Here is a 23,586-nt window from a genome sequence, read left to right on the forward strand (position 1 = left end):
CTCAAAAATGAAAGGATTTAGGAGTTCATGGATAAACGATTTTTTGAAAAACGTTGTAAATTTAGTATTCGGAAATTTTCATTAGGTGTTGCTTCTGTTATGATTGGGGCTGCATTCTTTGGGACAAGTACAGTTCTTGCAGATAGCGTGCAGTCTGGCTCCACAGCGAATTTACCAGCGGATCTAGCTGCTGCTCTTGCAACAGCAAAAGAGAATGATGGGCGTGATTTTGAAGCGCCAAAGGCGGGAGAAGACCAAGGGTCTCCAGAAGTTACGGATGGACCTAAGACAGAAGAAGAACTATTAGCACTTGAAAAAGAAAAATCAGCTAGTTCAGATAAGTTACCAGAAGGCTTAGAGGGCAAATTAGATAAGGCTGAAGATAAAGGGAAAGAAGTTGACAAGGATCAATTAGCTAAGGATACTGAGAATCTCGTTCCAGAAGATGTAGCTAAAACCAAGAATGGTGAATTAAACTACGGAGCAACTGTCAAAATCAAGACACCATCAGGTGAAGGTAGTGGGATTGTCATTGGCGAAAATCTTGTTTTAACTGTTTCACATAACTTTATAAAAGACGTTCCAGATGGCAATAATCGCAAGGTCGTTGACAATGATAATGGTGATGGGGATATCTATAGCATCTCTTATCCAGGCTTACCAGATGTTAAATTTAGTAAAAAAGATATTATTCACTGGGATCGTGAAGGTTTCCTAAAAGGTTACAAGAATGATTTGGCCCTTGTTCGATTGCGAACAGTTCTGGAAAATACGCCTGTTGAAGTAACCAAAAAGCCAGTTGTTAAGAAAATCGGAGATAAACTCCATGTCTTTGGTTATCCAGAAGGGAAATTGAATCCGATTGTCAACACTACAGTTGATTTTGCAGAACCATATGGAGAAGGTGTTCAAGGGATCGGTTACCAAGGAGGAAAACCGGGTGCTAGTGGCGGTGGTATCTTTGATACAGAAGGCAAACTGGTCGGTGTTCATCAAAATGGAGTTGTTGGTCAACGTAGTGGTGGCATTCTCTTCTCACCTGCCCAATTGAAATGGATCCAAGATCACATGAAGGGAATTTCAAGTGTAAAACCTGCAGACTTGGAAGAGAAAGAAAAACCAGCTGAAGAAAAACCGAAAGAGGACAAACCAGCTGCTAAACCTGAAACACCTGAAAAAGTAACAGCTGAATGGCAAACAGTAGAGAAAAAAGAACAACAGGGAACAGTCACTATCCGAGAAGAAAAAGGTGTCCGCTACAACCAACTATCCTCAACTGCTCAAAATGATAACGCAGGCAAACCAGCCCTGTTTGAAAAGAAGGGCTTGACCGTTGATGCCAATGGAAATGCGACTGTCGATTTAACTTTCAAAGAAGATTCTGAAAAGGGCAAATCACGCTTTGGTGTCTTCCTGAAATTTAAAGATACCAATAATAATGTTTTTGTCGGTTATGACAAGGATGGCTGGTTCTGGGAGTATAAATCTCCAACAACTAGCACTTGGTATAGAGGTAGTCGTGTCGCTGCACCTGAAACAGGATCAACTAACCGCCTATCAATTACCCTCAAGTCAGATGGGCAACTCAATGCAACAAATAATGATGTGAAGCTCTTTGATACAGTAACTCTACCAGCTGCGGTCAATGATCATCTTAAAAATGAGAAGAAGATTCTTCTCAAGGCAGGCTCCTATGGCGATGAGCGAACAGTTGTTAGCGTTAAAACGGATAACCAAGAGGGGGTAAAAACAGAGGATACTCCTGCTGAAAAAGAAACAGGTCCTGAAATTGATGATAGCAAGGTGACTTATGACACGATCCAGTCTAAGGTCCTCAAAGCAGTGATTGACCAAGCCTTCCCACGTATTAAAGAATACAGTTTGAACGGGCATACCTTGCCAGGACAAGTCCAACAATTCAATAAAGTCTTTATCAACAAACACGAAGTCACACCTGAAGTTACCTATAAAAAAATCAATGAGACAACTGCAGAATACTTGATGAAGCTTCGCGATGATGCTAATCTTATCAATGCAGAAATGACAGTTCGTCTGCAAGTTGTGGATAATCAGTTGCACTTTGATGTGACCAAGATTGTCAACCATAATCAAGTTACCCCAGGTCAAAAGATTGATGATGAAAGAAAACTGCTTTCTTCTATTAGTTTCCTTGGCAATGCTTTAGTCTCTGTTTCGAGTGATCAAGCTGGTGCTAAGTTTGATGGGGCAACCATGTCAAACAATACCCATGTCAGCGGAGATGATCATATCGATGTAACCAATCCAATGAAGGACTTGGCTAAGGGTTACATGTATGGATTTGTTTCTACAGATAAGCTTGCTGCAGGTGTTTGGAGTAATTCTCAAAACAGCTACGGTGGAGGTTCTTATGACTGGACCCGCTTGACAGCCTACAAAGAAACAGTCGGAAATGCCAACTATGTCGGAATTCATAGTTCTGAATGGCAATGGGAAAAAGCTTATAAGGGCATTGTCTTCCCAGAGTATACCAAGGAACTTCCAAGTGCTAAGGTTGTTATCACTGAAGATGCCAATGCAGACAATAAAGTGGATTGGCAAGATGGTGCCATTGCTTACCGTAGCATCATGAACAACCCTCAAGGTTGGGAAAAAGTCAAGGATATCACAGCTTATCGTATCGCGATGAACTTTGGTTCTCAAGCACAGAACCCATTCCTCATGACTTTGGATGGTATCAAGAAAATCAATCTTCACACAGATGGTCTAGGACAAGGTGTTCTCCTTAAAGGATATGGTAGCGAAGGCCATGACTCTGGTCACTTGAACTATGCTGATATTGGTAAACGTATTGGTGGTGTTGAAGACTTCAAGACCTTGATTGCGAAAGCGAAGAAATATGGTGCTCATCTAGGTATCCATGTTAACGCTTCTGAGACTTATCCTGAGTCTAAATACTTCAATGAAAAAATCCTCCGTAAGAATCCAGATGGTAGCTATAGTTATGGTTGGAACTGGCTAGACCAAGGTATCAACATTGATGCTGCTTATGACCTAGCACATGGCCGTTTGGCACGTTGGGAAGATTTGAAAAATAAACTTGGTGAAGGTCTCGACTTTATCTATGTGGACGTTTGGGGCAATGGTCAATCAGGTGATAACGGTGCTTGGGCTACCCATGTTCTTGCCAAAGAAATCAATAAACAAGGTTGGCGCTTTGCAATCGAGTGGGGCCATGGTGGCGAGTACGACTCTACCTTCCATCACTGGGCAGCTGACTTGACCTATGGTGGTTACACCAATAAAGGTATCAACAGTGCCATCACCCGCTTTATCCGTAACCATCAAAAAGATGCTTGGGTAGGAGACTACAGAAGTTACGGTGGTGCAGCCGACTATCCACTTCTAGGTGGCTACAGCATGAAAGACTTTGAAGGCTGGCAAGGAAGAAGTGACTACAATGGCTATGTAACCAACTTGTTTGCCCATGACTTGATGACCAAGTACTTCCAACACTTCACTGTAAGTAAATGGGAAAATGGTACACCAGTTACCATGTCTGATAATGGTAGCACCTATAAATGGACTCCAGAAATGAAGGTTGAGCTAGTCGATGCGGCAGGTAACAAGGTTGTTGTGACTCGTAAGTCAAATGATGTCAATAGCCCGCAATACCGCGAACGTACAGTAACGCTCAATGGACGTGTCATCCAAGATGGCTCAGCTTACTTGACTCCTTGGAACTGGGATGCAAATGGTAAGAAACTTCCTACTGATAAGGAAAAAATGTACTACTTCAATACGCAAGCTGGTGCAACAACTTGGACACTTCCGAGTGATTGGGCAAATAGCAAGGTTTACCTTTACAAGCTAACTGACCAAGGTAAGACAGAAGAGCAAGAACTAACTGTAAAAGACGGCAAGATTACTCTAGATCTTCTAGCAAATCAACCATACGTTCTCTACCGTTCAAAACAAACCAATCCTGAAATGTCATGGAGCGAAGGCATGCACATCTATGACCAAGGATTTAACAGTGGTACCTTGAAACACTGGACCATTTCTGGTGATGCTTCTAAAGCAGAAATTGTCAAATCACAGGGCGCAAATGAAATGCTTCGTATCCAAGGCAACAAGAGCAAAGTCAGCCTTACTCAGAAACTGACTGGCTTGAAACCCAATACCAAGTATGCGGTTTATGTTGGTGTCGATAACCGTAGTAATGCTAAGGCAAGTATCACAGTGAATACTGGTGAAAAAGAAGTGACTACTTATACCAATAAGTCTCTCGCACTCAACTATGTGAAGGCCTACGCCCACAATACACGACGTGATAATGCTACAGTTGACGATACAAGTTACTTCCAAAACATGTACGCCTTCTTTACAACTGGTTCAGATGTATCAAATGTTACTCTTACTTTGAGTCGTGAAGCTGGTGATGAAGCGACTTACTTCGATGAAATTCGTACCTTTGAAAACAATTCAAGCATGTACGGAGACAAGCACGATACAGGTCAAGGAACCTTCAAACAAGACTTTGAAAATGTAGCTCAAGGGATCTTCCCATTTGTAGTGGGCGGTGTCGAAGGTGTTGAAGATAACCGCACTCACTTGTCTGAAAAACACGATCCATATACACAACGTGGTTGGAACGGTAAGAAAGTCGATGATGTTATCGAAGGAAATTGGTCATTGAAGACAAATGGACTAGTGAGCCGTCGTAACTTGGTTTACCAAACTATTCCGCAAAACTTCCGCTTTGAAGCTGGTAAGACTTACCGTGTAACCTTTGAATACGAAGCAGGTTCAGACAATACCTATGCCTTTGTCGTCGGTAAGGGAGAATTCCAGTCAGGTCGTCGTGGTAGTCAAGCTAGCAACTTGGAAATGCATGAATTGCCAAATACTTGGACAGATTCTAAGAAAGCCAAGAAAGTAACCTTCCTCGTGACAGGTGCAGAAACAGGCGATACTTGGGTAGGTATCTACTCAACTGGAAACGCAAGCAATACTCGTGGAGATGCTGGCGGAAATGCCAACTTCCGTGGTTACAATGACTTCATGATGGATAATCTTCAAATCGAGGAAATTACCCTAACAGGTAAGATGTTGACAGAAAATGCTCTGAAGAACTACTTGCCAACGGTTGCCATGACCAACTATACGAAAGAGTCTATGGATGCTTTGAAAGAGGCGGTCTTTAACCTCAGTCAGGCAGATGATGACATTAGCGTGGAAGAAGCGCGTGCAGAGATTGCCAAGATTGAAGCTTTGAAGAATGCTTTGGTGCAGAAGAAAACCGCCTTGGTAGCAGAAGACTTTGAAAGTTTGGATGCGCCAGCTCAAGCGGGAGAAGGCCTAGAGAATGCCTTTGATGGCAATGTGTCTAGTCTATGGCATACATCTTGGAATGGTGGAGATGTAGGCAAGCCTGCAACCATGGTCTTGAAAGAACCTACTGAAATCACAGGACTTCGCTATGTTCCACGTGGATCAGGTTCAAATGGTAACTTGCGTGATGTGAAACTGGTTGTCACAGATGAGTCTGGTAAAGAACATACCTTCACCGTGACAGATTGGCCAGATAACAATAAGCCAAAAGACATTAACTTTGGCAAGACAATCAAGGCTAAGAAAATTGTCCTTACGGGTACCAAGACATACGGAGACGGTGGAGATAAATACCAATCTGCGGCGGAACTCATCTTTACTCGTCCACAGGTAGCAGAAACACCGCTTGACATGTCTGGCTATGAAGCAGCTTTAGCTAAGGCTCAAAAATTGACAGATAAAGAAAATCAAGAGGAAGTAGCTAGTGTTCAGGCAAGCATGAAATATGCGACGGATAACCATCTCTTGACGGAAAGAATGGTGAAATACTTTGCAGATTATCTCAATCAATTAAAAGATTCTGCTCCGAAACCAGACGCTCCTACAAGTAGCAAGGGTGAAGAGCAACCACCAGTTCTTGATGTACCTGAGTTCAAAGGCGGCGTCAATGCAGCAGAAGCAGCTGTACATGAAGTCCCTGAGTTTAAGGGTGGCGTCAATGCAGCAGAAGCAGCTGTACATGAGGTCCCTGAGTTTAAGGGTGGCGTCAATGCAGCAGAAGCAGCTGTACATGAGGTCCCTGAGTTTAAGGGTGGCGTCAATGCAGCAGAAGCAACTGTACATGAAGTCCCTGAGTTCAAGGGCGGCGTTAATGCAGTCCAAGCCTTGGTTCACGAATTACCAGAATACAAAGGTGGAGCTAATGGAGTTGAGGCAGCCGTACATGAAAAACCAGAGTACACAGGCCCACTAGGTACAGCAGGTGATGAACCAGCACCAACTGTTGAGAAACCAGAGTATAAGTTGACACCAGCTCCACTAGTTGATACAAAGACATCAGAAATCAAAGATACTCTGAAAAATGAAGAAAGCAAAAAGACACTCCCAGAAACAGGAGAAGACCAGTCTGATACAGCCCTCTTCCTAGCAGGAATCAGCCTAGCATTGTCAGCCGCCCTCTTTGCTATTAACAGTAAAAAAGAATAGATATTTATTTATTTATTTATTTATTCCACAACTACATTGTTTGGATAAGTGACTTGGACTTCTATGGGGGTCAGAGTCGGAAAATGAATCAAACACCTGGAGAGGACCTCTTGGTTCTCTCCTTTTTAAAAGGAGAAATGATAACGCTTACTAGCGTAAGCGGATGAAAGGAAATGGGAGAAATATGGACAAACACTTTTTTGAGAAACGCTGTCATTATAGTATCCGCAAATTTGCAATTGGTGCAGCCTCAGTTATGATTGGTGCAAGTATCTTTGGAGCCAATATGGTTCAGGCAGCAGAAACAGCAGCGCCTTCAGAGACAGAGGGAAGTATCACTCATGTTCAAGCTCTGGATAAGTTACCAGATGATTTAGCCGCTGCGCTTGAAAAAGCAGATGCAGAAGCTGCAACAGAAGCAAGTCATGAAGAAACTCCAGCGACTGATGAGGGAACCAAACCTGCAGCAAGTGAAGATGCAAAACCAGAGACAAGTCCTGCAAGTCCCAAGCCAGCAGAAACGCCGAAACCGGTTGAAACACCAAAGGCAGACAAACAGCCTGCGGAAACCACTACACCAGCAGTAAAACCAGCTGAAAAGACAATCGAAGACAGAGAAGATGTAAACCACCTCGAAGGCGCTACTGCTTCAGCAAACAACCATGAGGCTGGAACAAGCTTTACAGCTGACAAAGCAGTTGATGGTGATGATAGTACTAGATGGGCAACGGACAAAGATGTACCAAAACCAACTTTTGAACTAACTCTGCCAAAGACTACCTTGATCAAACATGTGGAAATTGACTGGGATCGTCGTCTTCGCAATGGGCAAAATGACCCAAATATCAAATCTTGGAGTCTCTATTACGCAGGTCAAGAAGACGTGGGCGCTAACGGAGAAAAACAATGGAAACTAGCTCATACCAAGACTGGAGATCCTGTTTTAGATGAGAAAGTAGACCTAGCTGAAAGTATCAAAGCGAAGTACCTCAAACTTGAAGTCAATGATTACCAAGCTGGTACAATGGGCTGGAGAAACGTTGGAATTCAAGAAATTCGAGCTTATTCAAACGTTCCGGACCATAGTAAAGTAACGGATATCCGCCAAGTTGATCAGTTGGATGTGGCTGAAGATGGCAAGTCTCTTGTCCTACCAAGTTTGCCAGGTCAGGTTAGTCTGATCGGCAGTAACAAGCAGGGTGTGATTGACCTTCAAAATCGCATCTACCAACCTCTGACAGATCAACGTGTCAAGGTCATGGTACAACAAATCAAAGACAGTCATACCTTTACCAAAGAGTTTGAAGTAGTCATCAAGGGGCTACATCAGGACGAAGGTGTGGGTGTGAAACCAAAAGTAGCACCAGCTGTTCAACAATGGTATGGGAAAGAAGGCCAATCTTCTATCACTTCAGATACAGTTCTTGCGACAGGTGATTCAGGTTTTGATCAGGCTGCAACCTTCTACCAGTCAGACCTTGCTAGCCGTGGATTGGAACTTGCGACAGGTGACAAGCAGGCTCAAAAACGAATCGAATTTAAAAAGGTTGAAAACAAGGGTTACGGTAAGGAAGGCTACGGTATCACTATCCAAAATGATGTGATTACCATCGAAGCTGCTACAAATACAGGAGCCTTCTACGCCACTCGGACTCTTCTTCAAATGGGAGAAAGCAACCTACAAAATGGCGAAATTCGTGATTTCCCAAGTTTCAGCCATCGTGGCTTTATGCTAGATACAGGTCGTAAATTTATCCCTTATGACACCCTTGTAGACATCATGCTCAACATGGCCTACTACAAGATGAACGACTTGCAGTTGCACCTTAATGATAACTATATTTTCCTAAAAGAACACTTGGCAGGAAAGAATCTTTCCAAAGAGGAAGAACTCAAGTATGTTCTTGAACATGCCAAGACTGGTTTCCGTGTGGAGACAGACATTGTCGGTCAGAATGGTCAAAAACTGACATCAGATGAGCATTATACCAAGGAAGAAATGCAAAATCTGATTAAACTTGCCAAGGCCTTGCATATCAACCTAGTACCAGAAATTGACACACCAGGTCACGCCTTGTCCTTTGTCAAAGTCCGCCCAGACCTCATGTATCAAGGTAGTTTGAGTGATTATGCTGGCAAACACAATGTTGAACGTGTTGCCATGCTCGATCTAGATAATAAATACGATGAAACGCTAGCTTTTGTCAAATCAGTTTATGACAAACTCCTCGATGGTCCAGATGCACCACTTCATGGGGTATCCACTGTTCATATCGGAACGGATGAATACTATGGCAGCAGAGAAAGCTATCGTCGCTATGTCAATGACCTTATCAAATACATTAAAGGAAAAGGCTATACCCCTCGTATCTGGGGCTCGCTCAGTGCGAAACGTGGAAACACTCCTGTTGACTGGAACGGAGTAGAAGTTGATATCTGGAGTATCGGATGGCAACGACCAAATGAAGCCATTGCTCAGGGAGCTAAGATTATCAACATCACGGATGTACCGACCTATAGTGTGCCAAGTGGAAGCAATAGTCAAGCAGCCTACGGGGACTATGCTAACTACGAACGTCAGTACAATAGCTGGACACCGAATGATTTTAGAACAGGTGGAGGTCCACTTCTACCAGCTTCTCATCCAAGTATCCTTGGTGGAGGGCACGCAGTTTGGAATGATAACATTGACCTTCATGAGACCGGTTTGACCTCTTATGATATCTTCAAACGCTTCTTCAAGAGCATGCAAACCACTGCAGAACGCACCTGGGGATCTGACCGTGCAGCTGCGACCTTTGCAGAACGCACCCTACCAACGAGCCCTTATGCGCCACAGTCAAATCCTGATAAAGAGATTGATCAAAGCGACTTGTTTACCATCAATCCTGAAACAGTCAAGAACTATGCAAGCAAGAAGGTGAAGACCAGCGAGCAAGGATTGGCGTTTGAGAAAGATAGCAGTATCGAAGGCTTGGCTGGTGATGTTGGTCCAAGTCACGTCTTGAAGTTTGATGTAACTGTCACTGGAGACGGGGAACAAACCTTCTCAACTAGTGGGGACAACCGTATCTATCTAGCTGATAAAGATGGTTATCTTGCTTATCAATTTGAACGGTTCCATATCCAATTCAATAAAAAAATTGAAAAGAACAAACGTTATCAAATCTCCATCGTAACCAAACCACAGTCAACTGAAGTCTATGTGGATGGTGAAAAAATTGAGCGTATCGCAGATCCAGCCCATCCTCGCTTTGCCCACAATAGCTTGGTACTACCGCTTGAAAGCATCGGTGGTTTCAAAGGAATCTTGCATAGCGCAGAGTTGTCAGACAAACCATTTGTAAATCCTCGTTTGATTTCAAATGATAAGATTACTGCAACCGCAAGCAGTCAGCAACTTCCAGGAAACGCGACTGAAGGCGCTGTTGAAAAGGCCTTTGACAATGATCCAAATACCTTCTGGCATACTAAGTGGACTGGTGACACTGCGCCATACACCCTTACTATGACCTTGAAAGAAGCAGAAAAAGTCAATGGCTTGACGTATCTCCCACGTCCAGGTGGTGGAAATGGTGTCGTGACGCGCTACGAAATCTACGCACAAAAAGATGGCCAAATGGTCAAGGTTTCAGAAGGAAGCTGGGACAACAACGCCCAAGAAAAAACAGTCAACTTTGCGGCAGTACATACCAACAAGATTGAGTTGAAAGTATTGGAAGGCGTGGGTGGTTTTGCAAGTGCAGCTGAAGTTCATCTATTGAAACCTGTCAAAGAAGAGCAAGAAACGCCTGCACCAAGTCAACCAGAAAAACCAACTACACCTGAAAAACCAAAAGTAGAGCAAACAGGTGATGGAACAGTTGAATTGGCAGATCAATTCACTGCAAGTAAACCAGCTAGCGAAGACAGCATTGTGGCTGCCAGCAAGAGCGCAGACAATCTCAAGAAAGAGTACAAGGTCTTCCCAACTCCACAAAAAGTGACTTATGGAGAAGGAGTCACAGCCCTTCGTAAGCAAGTCAATCTGGTCATGGGCGATCAACTCGATATCTATACTCGCAATCGCTTGAAGAGTGTCTTGCAGGACAATCAAGTATCTTATACAACTGGTAAATCTGCAGTTGCTGGCGCAACCAATATCTATCTTGGAGTGCATGGACAAGGTTCACAAGCAGAGCAAAACTTGTCCAATGTTTCAGCAGGCCTCTTTGACAAGATTGATGCCTATGCCTTGACCATCAAGGATAACTCAATTTCTATCGTCGGAAAAGACACTGATGCGGTCTTCTATGGTTTGACAACCTTGAAACACATGCTCAAGGAAAGCCAAGTACCAGTCCTTCGCAATGTGACAGTAGAAGATTACGCAGAGCTCAAGAACCGTGGTTTCATCGAAGGTTACTATGGAAATCCATGGTCTAATGCCGATCGTGCAGAGCTCATGCGTTATGGTGGCGATTTGAAATTGAACCAATACTTCTTTGCACCAAAAGATGATCCATACCACAACAAGAAATGGCGTGAACTCTATCCAGAAGAAAAACTAGCTGAAATCCGTGAACTTGCTCGTGTCGGCAATCAAAGTAAAACTCGCTATGTCTGGACTATCCATCCATTCATGAACAACCGCATCCGCTTTGGCAATGAAGCGCATTACCAAGAAGATTTGGCAACCATCAAGGCTAAATTTACCCAGTTGATGAAAGTGGGTGTCCGTGAATTTGGTATTCTAGCAGATGATGCTCCAAGCCCAGTCGGAGGTTACAATAGCTACAACCGCTTGATGCAAGATATGACCAAGTGGTTGACTGAAATGCAGGGAACTTACAGCGGTCTTCGTAAAGAAATGATCTTTGTTCCTGGACAGTATTGGGGTAATGGACGTGAAGATGAGTTGAAATCCCTCAATGAAAATCTCCCGAGTTCAACATCCATGACCTTGACGGGTGGTAAGATTTGGGGTGAAGTCTCTGAAAGCTTCCTTTCAACTCTCAAGAACAATCTATCCGCAGGTGGCAAGACCTATCGCCCAGTTTCACTTTGGATTAACTGGCCTGTAACAGATAACTCTAAACAACACTTGATTCTAGGTGGTGGTGAGAAATTCCTTCATCCAAATGTGGATCCAAGCTTGCTATCTGGTATCATGTTGAACCCAATGCAACAGTCTGAACCATCTAAGATTGCCCTCTTTTCAGGAGCTCAATACTCATGGAAACAGTGGAAATCAGAAGAAGAAGCTAAGAAAATCAATGACATTGCCTTCAACTTTGTAGAAAATGGTCATTTTGAAGATAGCAAGGTATCGGCAGCCTTCCGTGAACTTGGTAAGCACATGATCAACCAAAACATGGATAATCGTGTCGTCAAACTAGAAGAATCTGTAGACTTGGCTCCAAAATTAACAGACTTCATGACCAAGCTCAAAGCCGGTCAGGATGTGACTGCTGAACGTACAGCCTTGCGTGCAGAATTTGCCAAGATTAAAGAAGCAGCTGAACTCTATAAAGCATCAGGCGATAAAAAAATGGTTGCCCAAATCCACTATTGGTTGGATAACGCAATCGATCAAATGAATGCTCTCGATGCCTTCCTTACAGGAACTGAAGCCATGGCTACAAACGATGCAGCCAAACTCTGGGATAGCTACTATAAAGGTTTGAAATTGTACGAACAGTCTCAAACTCACACCTTCCATTATGTAGACCATATGGAAAAAGCTGAATTGGGTGTTCAACATATTCGTCCATTTATCCTATCCTTGAAAGAAGTTCTAGCGTCTGAGGTTCAAAAAGTCTTGCATCCAGATCAAATCATCAGTACCTTTATTACCAATCGAACAGGTGTAGAAGGTGGTTTGGCAGAAGTGACGGATGGCGATTTGGCAACTCATGCGATTATTAAATCACCAAATAGTATCAAGACAGGTGATTATATTGGTATGAAGTTCAACAAACCAGTAGCGATTCAAACCTTGACCTTTGCTATGGGAACTCAGGCAAATCCACGTGATACCTTTAGTAAGGCAGAAGTACAGTATCAAGATGAAAATGATAACTGGGTAACCTTGAAAGAGCCAAGCTATGTCGGAAATGAATCCCTACTTAAGTTTGAAAATCTCACTATCAAGGCCAAGGCAGTTCGCATGATTGCGACAGCAGACCGCGAGAACACTTGGTTTGCAGTTCAGGAAATTGCAGTTAACCGTCCAGTTGAAAAAGCTCGTAGCCAACAAGCAACGACAGTTAGTCTAAGCTCAAACTTAGTTTACAAACTAAATACCTCAGCCCGTCAAATCACTGATAGCAAGGACAATACAGAAGCCATGATGGCAAATGCTGACGGTAGCAATACGACTCCAGTAGATGCCTGGGCACAACTTGACCTCGGTGAAGTCAAGTCAGTCACTAAAGTTCGTCTTCGCCAAGGAACGGGTGATAAACTTGCCGCAGGTGTACTTGAGTACTCTACAGATGGAACTACTTGGCAGGAACTCGATCGCCTATCAGGAGAACAAACCAAGGAAGTGACCAGAGCGATCAATGCTCGTTACATCCGAGTACGCAATACCAAGGCCCTCGACCTCTGGTGGCGTATCCAAGACTTCTCTGTTGAGACACGCTCTGGAAACAGTGATTTAACGGACACCAACGTAGACGCCTTGAAGGAAACACCAGTAGTGGATAGCTTGGGCAGTTACGAGCTTCAAATTCCAGCTGGAACCAAACTCCCTGCTCATAGCTATCTAGGTATGAAGCTTGACCGTATCCATCAGATCAAGAGCATCCAGCTCCAAGGCTCAGCCAACCCTGCTCTTAGCCTAGAGTATTCTGCAAATGCACAAGAATGGACACCAGCCAGCCAGTTGACTGATAGATCTGTAGCGACCCACTTGGTACGTTACGTTCGTCTTGTGAATAAAACAGACAAAGAGCAGGCTGTTCCATCTACTTCACTCCTAGTAACTACCAAAGAAGTCCAACCAACTAAACTAGAATCTACAACTATGGGCATTCATCCAACATACGGAAGCAATGATGTTCGTAAACTGAACAACCTAGATCAACTATTTGACGGTGTTTATAACAACTTCGTTGAGTTTTCAGACTATGCCCATAAAGATGGTCATGTGACCTTGAAACTTGGTAGCGAACGCACTATCAAGAAGATTAGAGCCTACATCCAAGACGGAACTCAAAACTACCTTCGTGATGGTAAGATTCAAGTCAGCCAAGACGGTAAAACTTGGACAGATGTTGTGACAGTAGGAGATGGTGTGGCTAATAGCCAACACGATGATTCACTGACAGATGGTTGGACACATGATTCTAAGATGCCAGGAAATCGCTACATCGAAGGTGAATTGACGACACCAGTCAAAGCTAACTATCTCCGTGTCCTCTATACTGCAGACTATGATGCCCGGTTTGTAGGCTTTACAGAATTGGTCATCAATGATGGCGAATTTGTCAAACCAATCAATGATCCAACGGTAGAAGGAAACGGTGGAGAAAGCCAAGGCAATCTTTACAATAATCTTGTAGACGGCAAAGTCTTGACCAGCTACAAGTCTGAAAAAGAGAAGGGCGAATTGGTGTATCACTTATCTGAGCCAACCAATGCCAACCACCTTCGTCTCGTTTCCAGTCTTCCTGAAGGAGCTAAGGCACGTGTTCTTGCTAGAACACTCAAGGATGGTCAAGACAGTTGGACAGACCTCGGTGCAATTACATCTAGTCTCCAAACCTTCGCTATCCGAAATGGTGGCTCTCTTCTAGATGTCAAATTAGTCTGGGAAGGTGGCAAGGCTGAGTTTTATGAATTGGCGAGCTTCTATCAAGAATTGACAGAAGAATCGGTTCAATCAAGCAAGGGTGATGAACCAGCACCCGTGCTTGAAGTTCCTGAGTTCACAGGTGGTGTCAATGCAGTGATGGCTCTAGTGCATGAATTGCCAGAATACACAGGCCCACTTAGTACAGCAGGAGATCAGCCAGCACCGATAGTTGAGAAACTAGACTTTACAGGTGGAGTGAATGCGGCTGAGGCAGCAGTGCATGGAGTACCAGAGTACACAGGCCCACTTGGAACAGCCGGAGACCAAGCGGCACCGACAGTTGAGAAACCAGAGTTTACAGGTGGTGTGAACGCGGTAGAAGCAGCAGTACATGAAGTACCAGAGTACACAGGTCCACTTGGAACAGCCGGAGATCAGCCAGCACCGACAGTTGAGAAACTAGAGTTTACAGGTGATGTGAACGCGGTAGAAGCAGCAGTACATGAAGTACCAGAGTACACAGGTCCGCTTGGTACAGTAGGAGATCAGCCAGCACCGATAGTTGAGAAACCAGAGTTCAAGCTAAGTTCGTTAGAAAAAACTCAGACTTCAGGAGCACCAGTTCAAATTGCCAAAGAAGACAAGAGATTGCCAGAAACTGGTGAGAAACAGTCAGAAACAGCTATTTTCTTGGCAAGTGTTGGACTAGCTCTATCTGCTATCTTTGTCGCGAAAGGGAAAAAGGAATAGCATCTGATTACCTTTGTTTTTGACAAATTTTAGCATCAAGAGAAAGTGAAAAAGACAGCTCCGTAACCTCTATAATAGTTAGAGAAACTATCAAAAGAGTTATGGTGCTGTTGGGATAAACTATTGTGCTATAAAGAATAAAAATCCTGAGAAGTAAAATTCTCAGGATTTTGCTTATTGTTGCGGTTGACTTGGTTGGTTTTGCTCAGCAGGTGCAGTGCCTGATTGTTGAGGAATCGTCTGCGTTTGACTTGTGTTTGGAGTAGTTGAACTTGACTGAGAAGTCGAACTCTCAGATGTTGAGCTAGAACTTTCAGATGTCGAACTTTGTTGTGTAGATGATGAAGGGGTCCACGTATTGCGTGCTCCATTCTTAAAGACAAATTCTCCGCTTCTGTAAAGGCCTTCAGGCATGGTCCAATCCCCTGGATGGTCATCTGTTGAGAGGTAGGTCATCATCGAACGGTAGACCTTAGCAGCAACGTAGAAGCCATCACCTACGATTGGAGTAAGTCGGTTAGAGTAACCGGTCCAGACAGCCATCGAGTATTTACGAGTATAGCCGACAAACATTTCGTCTGGAGCTACATAACCAGAGTTTTTAATGTATTTCTCGATTTCATCATCTGTATAGTTTGATGTACCAGTCTTACCAGCTTGTGGTAGCCATGAAAGGTAGGCTCCACGTCCTGTTCCATAGGTCAGAACTGTTTTCATCATCTCTGTCATCATGTAGGCAGTTGTTTCTTTCATAGCCCGAGTACCAGGGTCAGAGAATTCTTTTGAGCTACCGTCACTAAAGACGACCTTATTAACATACATCGGTTTGCGGTAGATACCACCGTTTGCAAAAGCAGCATAAGCAGCAGCCATTTTCTCGCTACTTGCTCCATACTTTTTGTTAGATTCGGTTGTGTTACTTGAAATCGCGTTGGCATAGTGCATATCTGGATAGTCAATACCGAGTCCATTTAGGAAGGTCTTAGCACGATCTAGTCCAACCTTATTCAAAGTTTCAACGGCTGGGACGTTTCGTGACTGTTGAAGGGCATACTGTAATGTAATATTTCCAAAATAACCTCTATCCCAGTTATAAACAGGTGTGTTGGTGCCAGGATAGTTATATGGTACGTCATGAACGATAGAAGCAGTTGAGTCGTAGATGTCATACTCCAAGGCTGGCGCGTAATCTGTGATGGGTTTCATGGTTGAACCCCAGTCACGGTTGGTTTCAACAGCTTGGTTCATACCGAAGGAAACATTGCTTGATTGGTGACGGGCACCTAATTGAGCGATGACTTTCCCGTTTGTGACATCTACGATAGTTGAAGCCACTTGCAATTCATCATCTGGGTAATTAACATATTCGTCGGTATTGTAGATATCCCAGAGACGTTGTTGGACTTTAGGATCGACATTGGTATAAACTTCCATTCCCGTTGTCAAAAGATTGTAGCCTGTTTCTTGTTCGACTTGGTCAATCACTTCTTTGAGGTAATTGTCCATATACGGAGGATAGCTATTAGCAGATTTTAGACTTTGAAGTCCGTCTGTAATCGGAGTGTTAATAGCTTTTTCGTATTGTTCGGCAGTAATGTAACCTTGTCCCTTCATCTCGGAGAGAACCAGATCTCGGCGTTCTTGTGCTGCTTCTGGATGAGAGTAGGGGTCATACTGATTTGGAGCTTGGGGCATTCCAGCTAGGAGAGCCAATTGTGGCAAACTTAAATCTTTGAGGTCTTTGCCATAGTAATTTTGAGCAGCTGTCTGCATTCCGTAGTTACCATTTGACATGTAGACCTTATTGATGTAGTAAGTTAGGATCTCTTGTTTGGTCGCTTTTTGTTCTAGCTGAAAGGCTAACCAGGCTTCCTGTGCCTTACGAGAAAGGGTCTGATCAGAAGTTGACGTAGAGAAATAGGTCAGCTTGATTAACTGCTGTGTCAAGGTAGAACCACCCTGAAGGCCACCACCACCTCGAAGATTTCGTAAGGAAGCGCCTAGGATACGAATCGTATCTACTCCTCGGTGACTGAAGAAACGATGATCTTCAATAGAGACAATTGCATTGACCAGCTCCGTAGGGATTTCATTAGCCTGTGCATTGACACGGCGCTCTGACCCAAGATCAGCGATAAGTTCATCATTGCTGTCATAAATCTTACTAGAAGTCGTTGCGACTAGCTTGCTTTCGGATAGGGCTGGAGCCTTGCTCACATAGTAGAGAAATAGGCCTCCGCCTAGCATAATAGCTGCGATAAATAAGGTCAAAAGGCAGATACTGACATACTTAGCTATCCGCAGGAAAGTTTGTTTGTTCATCTTGTTTTACCACCTAGTAAATGTTCTTTGATAACGTCGAGATAGGGAATTTGAGGAAAAGCGCCTTGTTCAATCTTATATCCATTTTCTCGAATATATCCAAGTGGCATTGACTTTTGTCCCATATCTTGATGATAGAAACGAATCAAATCAATGGCCGGCAATAAGTAGGTTTCTTGCTGAGAAGAAAAGTGAAGGAGGACAAAGCAGATTCCTTGCTGGGCAAGAACTTGTTCCATATGCTGGATCTGGTGAAGATGGAAATTCTTCATCGGAATCGCATGTTTTTGCCTGGTTTCCTTTGCTTCAAAGTCGATGTAGTATCCATCATAAACCCCTGAATAGTCAGTAGTTGAGGCTTGTCTAAAGTAGGCTTCAACGATCTTGGCTCGACTTCTTTGGGGATAGTCGACACGTACGATTTGGATGGGTGTCGGTTTCTTGTGGATAACAGCCAACCCATGCGACAAATAGTAGTCGTTCGTAGCGTTGATCATCTTTTCAAAAGACATTCCCCGATTTGCGAAATTTTTAGTTTGTGACGGGGGTGCTTGTCTCTTCTGTGATGAAAGTTTATGTGGATAGTTGACCATAATTCTCCTTATTGGTACAATAACATCACTCTATTATATCATAAATTTACAAAGAAAGGGTTAAAAATGACAACAGCCTTGATTTTAGGCTATTCAGCCTTCGACCTTGGTCTCTTTAATGACAAGGATATTCGCGTTGATATTATCAAAACAGCCATTCGCAGAGACTTAGAACGTCTAGCAGAAGAAGGGGTGACCTGGCTTGTTTTTACAGGGACTCTGGGCTTTGAGTACTGGGTGCTGGAAGTGGCACAGGATATGAAAGCAGACTATGGCTTTCAGTTGGCAACGATTTTTGCCTTTGAAACCCATGGTAGTAACTGGAATGAGGCCAATCAAATCAAACTCAGTGAGTTCAAGCAGGTTGATTTTGTCAAATACGCCTATCCACAATATGAGCACAAGGGACAATTACGCGATTATCAGAAATTTCTGCTGGAAAATACGGAAGGGTGCTATCTCTTTTATGACGAAGAAAATGAAACCAAGTTACAGTATTTTTACCAGATGATGAAAAATCAAGAAGGCTATATTACAAAAAGATTAACATTTGAGGATCTAAACGAAATAGTGGAAAATTTTTCCGAAAAGTGAGGCTTTGACCTTGATTTTTGTTTGTCTTTTTTTATATAATAAGAATAGCAATCAAGAATGGAGAGAGAAATGGCAAGTATTATTTTTTCAGCAAAAGATATTTTTGAACAAGAGTTTGGACGTGAAGTTCGCGGATATAGTAAGGCAGAGGTAGACGAGTTCCTAGATGATGTGATCAAGGACTATGAGACTTACGCAGCTTTGGTTAAATCTCTTCGTCAGGAGATTGCTGATTTGAAGGAGGAATTGTCTAACAAGCCACAGGCAAGTTCTACTCAACAAAGTTCTATCGATGTAACAAGTTCTACTCCAATGACAAATTTTGATATTTTGAAACGATTGAATCGACTTGAAAAAGAAGTATTCGGTAAGCAAATTGTAGACAATTCTGAGTTATAATTAGGTGTCTATTAGATGCAATTTTTGGATAATCGCGTGAAGAGAATCCCTTTTCATGAGGAAAGTCCATGCTAGCACAGGCTGTGATGCCTGTAGTGTTTGTGCTAGGCGAAACCATAAGCCTAGGGACGAGAGATCGTTACGGCAGTCGAAATGGCTAAGTCTTCGGATAAGTCAGAGTAGGCTTGAAAGTGCCACAGTGACGGAGTCTCTCTGGAAACGGAGAGAGTGGAACGCGGTAAACCCCTCAAGCTAGCAACCCAAATTTCGGTCGGGGCATGGAGTGCACGGAAACGAACGTAGTACTCTAACTGCTGGCAGCTCCATGCTGTTAGTGGTAGACAGATGATTATCGAAGGAAGTGGTCCTAGTCACTTCTGGAACAAAACATGGCTTATAGAAAATTGCATATAGGTTGGGGCTGAGAACTTTTTCTCAACCTCATTTTTTAAAGTGTACAAAAGAAAGGTCTTACAAGACTGTAAAATGAAAAAAGAATTTAATTTAATCGCAACTGCTGCGGCGGGTCTCGAGGCTGTCGTTGGGCGTGAGGTGCGAGAGCTCGGTTATGACTGCCAGGTTGAAAATGGGCGTGTCCGTTTTCAAGGAGATGTGCGGGCAATCATCGAGACAAATCTTTGGCTTCGAGCAGCTGACCGCATCAAGATTGTAGTCGGGAGCTTTCCCGCGAAGACCTTTGAGGAACTCTTTCAAGGAGTTTTTGCTCTGGATTGGGAAAACTATCTCCCACTTGGGGCTCGTTTCCCTATTTCAAAGGCAAAATGTGTTAAGTCCAAACTTCACAATGAACCCAGTGTTCAGGCGATTTCCAAGAAGGCGGTTGTGAAGAAACTGCAAAAGCACTATGCCCGTCCAGAAGGGGTTCCCTTGATGGAGACTGGTCCCGAGTTTAAGATCGAGGTAGCCATCCTGAAAGATGTGGCAACTGTCGTGATTGACACGACAGGTTCTAGCCTCTTTAAGCGTGGCTATCGTACAGAAAAGGGTGGAGCTCCTATCAAGGAAAACATGGCAGCGGCCATTTTACAACTCTCTAACTGGTATCCAGACAAGCCCTTGATCGATCCGACCTGCGGTTCGGGGACTTTCTGTATTGAGGCGGCTATGATGGCTAAAAAGATGGCTCCTGGTCTTCGCCGTTCCTTTGCTTTTGAAGAATGGAACTGGGTTAGCGATCGGTTAATCCAAGAAGTTCGCACAGAGGCTGCTAAGAAAATCAATCGTGAACTTGAGCTGGATATTATGGGCTGTGATATTGATGCTCGTATGGTGGAGATTGCCAAGGAAAATGCCCAAGCAGCAGGTGTGGCAGGTGATATCACTTTTAAGCAAATGCGGGTACAGGACTTGCGTTCAGACAAGATAAATGGTGTCATTATCTCTAATCCGCCATATGGTGAACGTTTGTTGGATGATGCAGGAGTTACCAAGCTCTATGCTGAGATGGGACAGGTCTTTGCACCACTGAAAACCTGGAGTAAATTTATTCTGACTAGTGACGAAGCTTTTGAAAGCAAATACGGAAGTCCAGCTGATAAGAAACGAAAACTGTATAACGGAACCTTAAAAGTGGATTTGTATCAATACTTTGGTCAGCGTGTGAAACGCCAAGAGGTAAAGTAGAAAGGAAGACAGATGAGTAAAAAAAGGCACAATCGTCATAAAAAAGAGCATCAAGAGTCCAAATTTGATTTTGATGAAGCTAAAGATTTGACAGTTGGTCAGGTCATCCGTAAAAATGAAGAGGTTGAAGCTGGCGTACTGCCAGAAGATAATATTCTAGACAAATATATTAAACAGCACCGCGAGGAAATCGAGGCGGATAAGTTTGAAACACGTCAATTTAAAAAAGAAGAACTGCTAGAAACTCAGGCTCAAGAAGAATTGACACAGGAAGTCTCAGAGATCACTGAAGAGTCGGCGCCAATCATAGAGGAGTCCGATACAGTTTCAGAAGAAACGGTGTCAGATTCAGCGGAAACTACAAGTTCGGATGTGATTTTGCCTCCTTTGGGAGAGGAAAATCAAGACTTGGAACCGCTTGTGTTGGAAAAGCAAGAGCCGGCAGAGATTGCTGATGAGAAAGAAGAAGAGACAGCTCTACTTTCACGATCAGCTCAGGCAGAATCAGAAACAACTTCTAATTCTAAAAAGAAGCGCGTGTTTGTTATCGGTTCGGCCTTAGCTGCAGTCCTTATCCTGGCAGGTAGTTACTATATCTATCGCCAAGTAGATCGCTCTAACCAAGCTATCCAGTCTTCTCAGTCGTCTTCTAACAATCAGGAAACACAAACAGCCCTACAAGAGTTTAATACCCTCTACGATGCTTTTTATACGGATGCTAATAAAACAGCCTTGAAAAATAGTCAGTTTGACAAGTTGAACCAACTCAAGGCTCAGCTAGCTAAACTCGAAGGCAGTCGAGAGTATACCCTTGCAAAATCTAAGTATGATAGTTTGGAAACTCAAATCAAGGCTGTGCAAGAAGTGAATAATCAGTTTGAAACTCCAGCAATTACTGATGGTGTCTTGGATACCAATGCAAAAATCAAGGCAGACGCTAAATTTACAGAAATTAAAACAGGAAATACAGAGCTAGATAAACTGTTAGATAAGGCCATTAGCCTTGGTAAGAGTCAGCAAACAAGCGCCTCTAGCTCAAGTTCAAGTAGCAGTAGCCAAGAAAGTTCAAGCACAACGACTGATAGCAGTACGAGCAGTTCGTCTGCTTCATCTAGTTCTGCATCAAGTTCTCCAACTGCCCCAGCTAGTAATGATGCAAATGGAGGTTTGTCTAGCGATGGTGTAAACCTTCAAAGAAGTGTCAGCCGTGTACCGTACAACCAATCAGCTGTAGACGATAGCAACAACCCTGCCTGGAATTTTGCTGATGGTGTTTTGGAACAAATCCTAGCAACATCACGTGCTCGTGGCTATATCACTGGCAATCAATATATCCTAGAACGGGTCAATATCGTAAACGGAAATGGTTATTACAACCTCTACAAACCAGATGGAACCTATCTCTTCACCCTCAACTGTAAGACTGGATACTTTGTCGGTAATGGAGCTGGTCATGCAGATGACTTGGATTACTAGGAGTCCGTTACAAAATTCTTTCCTTTCATAGGTAAAAATGATAAAATAAAACATATTAAACAAGAGGAGTGTCACATGACAAAAGCTAACTTTGGTGTCGTTGGTATGGCCGTAATGGGTCGTAACCTTGCCCTAAATATCGAATCTCGTGGCTATACAGTTGCCATTTACAACCGTAGTAAAGAAAAAACAGAAGATGTAATTGCTTGCCACCCTGAAAAGAACTTTGTTCCAAGCTACGATGTAGAGTCTTTCGTTCAATCTATCGAAAAACCTCGTCGCATCATGCTCATGGTTCAAGCTGGACCTGGTACAGACGCAACCATCCAAGCCCTTCTTCCACACCTTGACAAGGGTGATATCTTGATTGACGGAGGAAACACTTTCTACAAAGATACCATCCGTCGTAATGAAGAATTGGCAAACTCAGGTATCAACTTTATCGGTACAGGGGTTTCTGGTGGTGAAAAAGGTGCCCTTGAAGGTCCTTCTATCATGCCTGGTGGACAAAAAGAAGCTTACGAATTGGTTGCTGATGTTCTCGAAGAAATCTCAGCTAAAGCACCAGAAGATGGCAAACCATGTGTGACTTACATCGGTCCTGATGGAGCTGGTCACTATGTGAAAATGGTCCACAACGGTATCGAGTACGGTGATATGCAATTGATCGCAGAAAGCTACGACCTCATGCAACACTTGCTTGGTCTTTCTGCAGAAGACATGGCTGAAATCTTCACTGAGTGGAACAAGGGTGAATTGGACAGCTACTTGATCCAAATCACAGCTGATATCTTGAGCCGTAAAGACGATGAAGGTCAGGATGGACCAATCGTTGACTATATCCTTGATGCTGCAGGCAACAAGGGAACTGGTAAATGGACTAGTCAATCATCACTTGACCTTGGTGTACCATTGTCACTGATCACTGAGTCAGTATTTGCTCGTTACATCTCTACATACAAAGAAGAGCGTGTACATGCTAGCAAGGTCCTTCCAAAACCAGCTGCCTTCAAATTTGAAGGTGACAAGGCTGAGTTGATCGAAAAGATCCGTCAAGCCCTTTACTTCTCAAAAATCATTTCATACGCACAAGGTTTTGCTCAATTGCGTGTGGCTTCTAAAGAAAATAACTGGAACTTGCCATTTGCGGACATCGCATCTATCTGGCGTGATGGCTGTATCATCCGTTCTCGTTTCTTGCAAAAGATTACAGATGCCTACAACCGTGATGCAGACCTTGCAAACCTTCTTTTGGATGAATACTTCTTGGATGTCACTGCTAAGTACCAACAAGCAGTTCGTGATATCGTAGCTCTTGCTGTTCAAGCTGGTGTACCAGTGCCAACTTTCTCAGCAGCTATTACTTACTTTGATAGCTACCGTTCAGCTGACCTTCCAGCTAACTTGATCCAAGCGCAACGTGACTACTTTGGTGCCCACACTTACCAACGTAAAGACAAAGAAGGAACATTCCACTACTCTTGGTATGACGAGAAATAAGTAGGTCTG

The 23,586-nt window shown here is 43.4% G+C and carries 9 protein-coding genes and 1 other RNA gene; 8 read left to right on the plus strand and 2 right to left on the minus strand.

The window, feature by feature from the left end:
- The first annotated feature begins 27 nt into the window (after positions 1 to 27).
- A complete protein-coding gene (locus I6G42_RS03865; protein WP_080641266.1) occupies positions 28 to 6,519 on the plus strand; it encodes a SpGH101 family endo-alpha-N-acetylgalactosaminidase in 6,492 nt (2,163 codons plus the stop codon).
- 184 nt (positions 6,520 to 6,703) lie between these two features.
- Positions 6,704 to 15,049 (plus strand): SIALI-17 repeat-containing surface protein, encoded by an 8,346-nt coding sequence (locus I6G42_RS03870; RefSeq protein ID WP_197906203.1) that lies wholly within the window; start codon positions 6,704 to 6,706, stop codon positions 15,047 to 15,049.
- Positions 15,050 to 15,223: 174 nt separating this feature from the next.
- Here the strand turns inward: I6G42_RS03870 and pbp1a are convergent, their stop codons facing one another.
- Together pbp1a and recU are read right to left on the minus strand one after the other, a co-directional pair.
- Positions 15,224 to 17,371: a penicillin-binding protein PBP1A gene (gene pbp1a / locus I6G42_RS03875; RefSeq protein WP_038804121.1), complete on the minus strand. Its 2,148-nt coding sequence runs from the start codon at positions 17,369 to 17,371 to the stop codon at positions 15,224 to 15,226.
- Positions 17,368 to 17,964 carry a Holliday junction resolvase RecU gene (recU, locus tag I6G42_RS03880; RefSeq protein WP_038804120.1) on the minus strand — a complete coding sequence of 199 codons (597 nt, stop codon included), beginning with the start codon at positions 17,962 to 17,964 and terminating at the stop codon, positions 17,368 to 17,370. The genes pbp1a and recU overlap by 4 nt, the downstream gene beginning before the upstream one ends.
- Positions 17,965 to 18,030: 66 nt before the next feature.
- On the opposite strand from recU, the gene I6G42_RS03885 reads away from it, so the two are divergent.
- From I6G42_RS03885 to gndA, 6 genes are all read left to right on the plus strand, one after another.
- A complete protein-coding gene (locus I6G42_RS03885) occupies positions 18,031 to 18,558 on the plus strand; it encodes a DUF1273 domain-containing protein (RefSeq protein WP_038804119.1) in 528 nt (175 codons plus the stop codon).
- Positions 18,559 to 18,627: 69 nt separating this feature from the next.
- Positions 18,628 to 18,957: a cell division regulator GpsB gene (gene gpsB, locus I6G42_RS03890; RefSeq protein ID WP_038804118.1), complete on the plus strand. Its 330-nt coding sequence runs from the start codon at positions 18,628 to 18,630 to the stop codon at positions 18,955 to 18,957.
- Between the two features lie 20 nt (positions 18,958 to 18,977).
- An RNA gene (gene rnpB / locus I6G42_RS03895) (RNase P RNA component class B) lies at positions 18,978 to 19,359 on the plus strand.
- Between the two features lie 84 nt (positions 19,360 to 19,443).
- On the plus strand, positions 19,444 to 20,601 hold the full coding sequence (locus I6G42_RS03900) for a THUMP domain-containing class I SAM-dependent RNA methyltransferase (RefSeq protein ID WP_038804117.1): 1,158 nt from the start codon (positions 19,444 to 19,446) through the stop codon (positions 20,599 to 20,601).
- A gap of 12 nt (positions 20,602 to 20,613) precedes the next feature.
- Entirely contained in the window at positions 20,614 to 22,077 is a 1,464-nt protein-coding gene (gene mapZ / locus I6G42_RS03905) for a cell division site-positioning protein MapZ (RefSeq protein ID WP_038804116.1), read from the plus strand.
- A gap of 75 nt (positions 22,078 to 22,152) precedes the next feature.
- On the plus strand, positions 22,153 to 23,577 hold the full coding sequence (gndA, locus tag I6G42_RS03910; protein ID WP_038804115.1) for an NADP-dependent phosphogluconate dehydrogenase: 1,425 nt from the start codon (positions 22,153 to 22,155) through the stop codon (positions 23,575 to 23,577).
- The last annotated feature ends 9 nt before the right edge of the window (positions 23,578 to 23,586 follow it).

Origin of the sequence: Streptococcus oralis (assembly GCF_016028255.1) — a bacterium.
Taxonomy (GTDB): Bacteria; Bacillota; Bacilli; order Lactobacillales; family Streptococcaceae; genus Streptococcus; species Streptococcus oralis_AC.

Coding starts and splice junctions, on each gene's coding strand:
- I6G42_RS03865 (WP_080641266.1), top strand. CDS start 28: ATGGATAAACGATTTTTTGAAAAACGTTGTAAATTTAGTATTCGGAAA.
- I6G42_RS03870 (WP_197906203.1), top strand. CDS start 6,704: ATGGACAAACACTTTTTTGAGAAACGCTGTCATTATAGTATCCGCAAA.
- pbp1a (WP_038804121.1), bottom strand. CDS start 17,371: ATGAACAAACAAACTTTCCTGCGGATAGCTAAGTATGTCAGTATCTGC.
- recU (WP_038804120.1), bottom strand. CDS start 17,964: ATGGTCAACTATCCACATAAACTTTCATCACAGAAGAGACAAGCACCC.
- I6G42_RS03885 (WP_038804119.1), top strand. CDS start 18,031: ATGACAACAGCCTTGATTTTAGGCTATTCAGCCTTCGACCTTGGTCTC.
- gpsB (WP_038804118.1), top strand. CDS start 18,628: ATGGCAAGTATTATTTTTTCAGCAAAAGATATTTTTGAACAAGAGTTT.
- I6G42_RS03900 (WP_038804117.1), top strand. CDS start 19,444: ATGAAAAAAGAATTTAATTTAATCGCAACTGCTGCGGCGGGTCTCGAG.
- mapZ (WP_038804116.1), top strand. CDS start 20,614: ATGAGTAAAAAAAGGCACAATCGTCATAAAAAAGAGCATCAAGAGTCC.
- gndA (WP_038804115.1), top strand. CDS start 22,153: ATGACAAAAGCTAACTTTGGTGTCGTTGGTATGGCCGTAATGGGTCGT.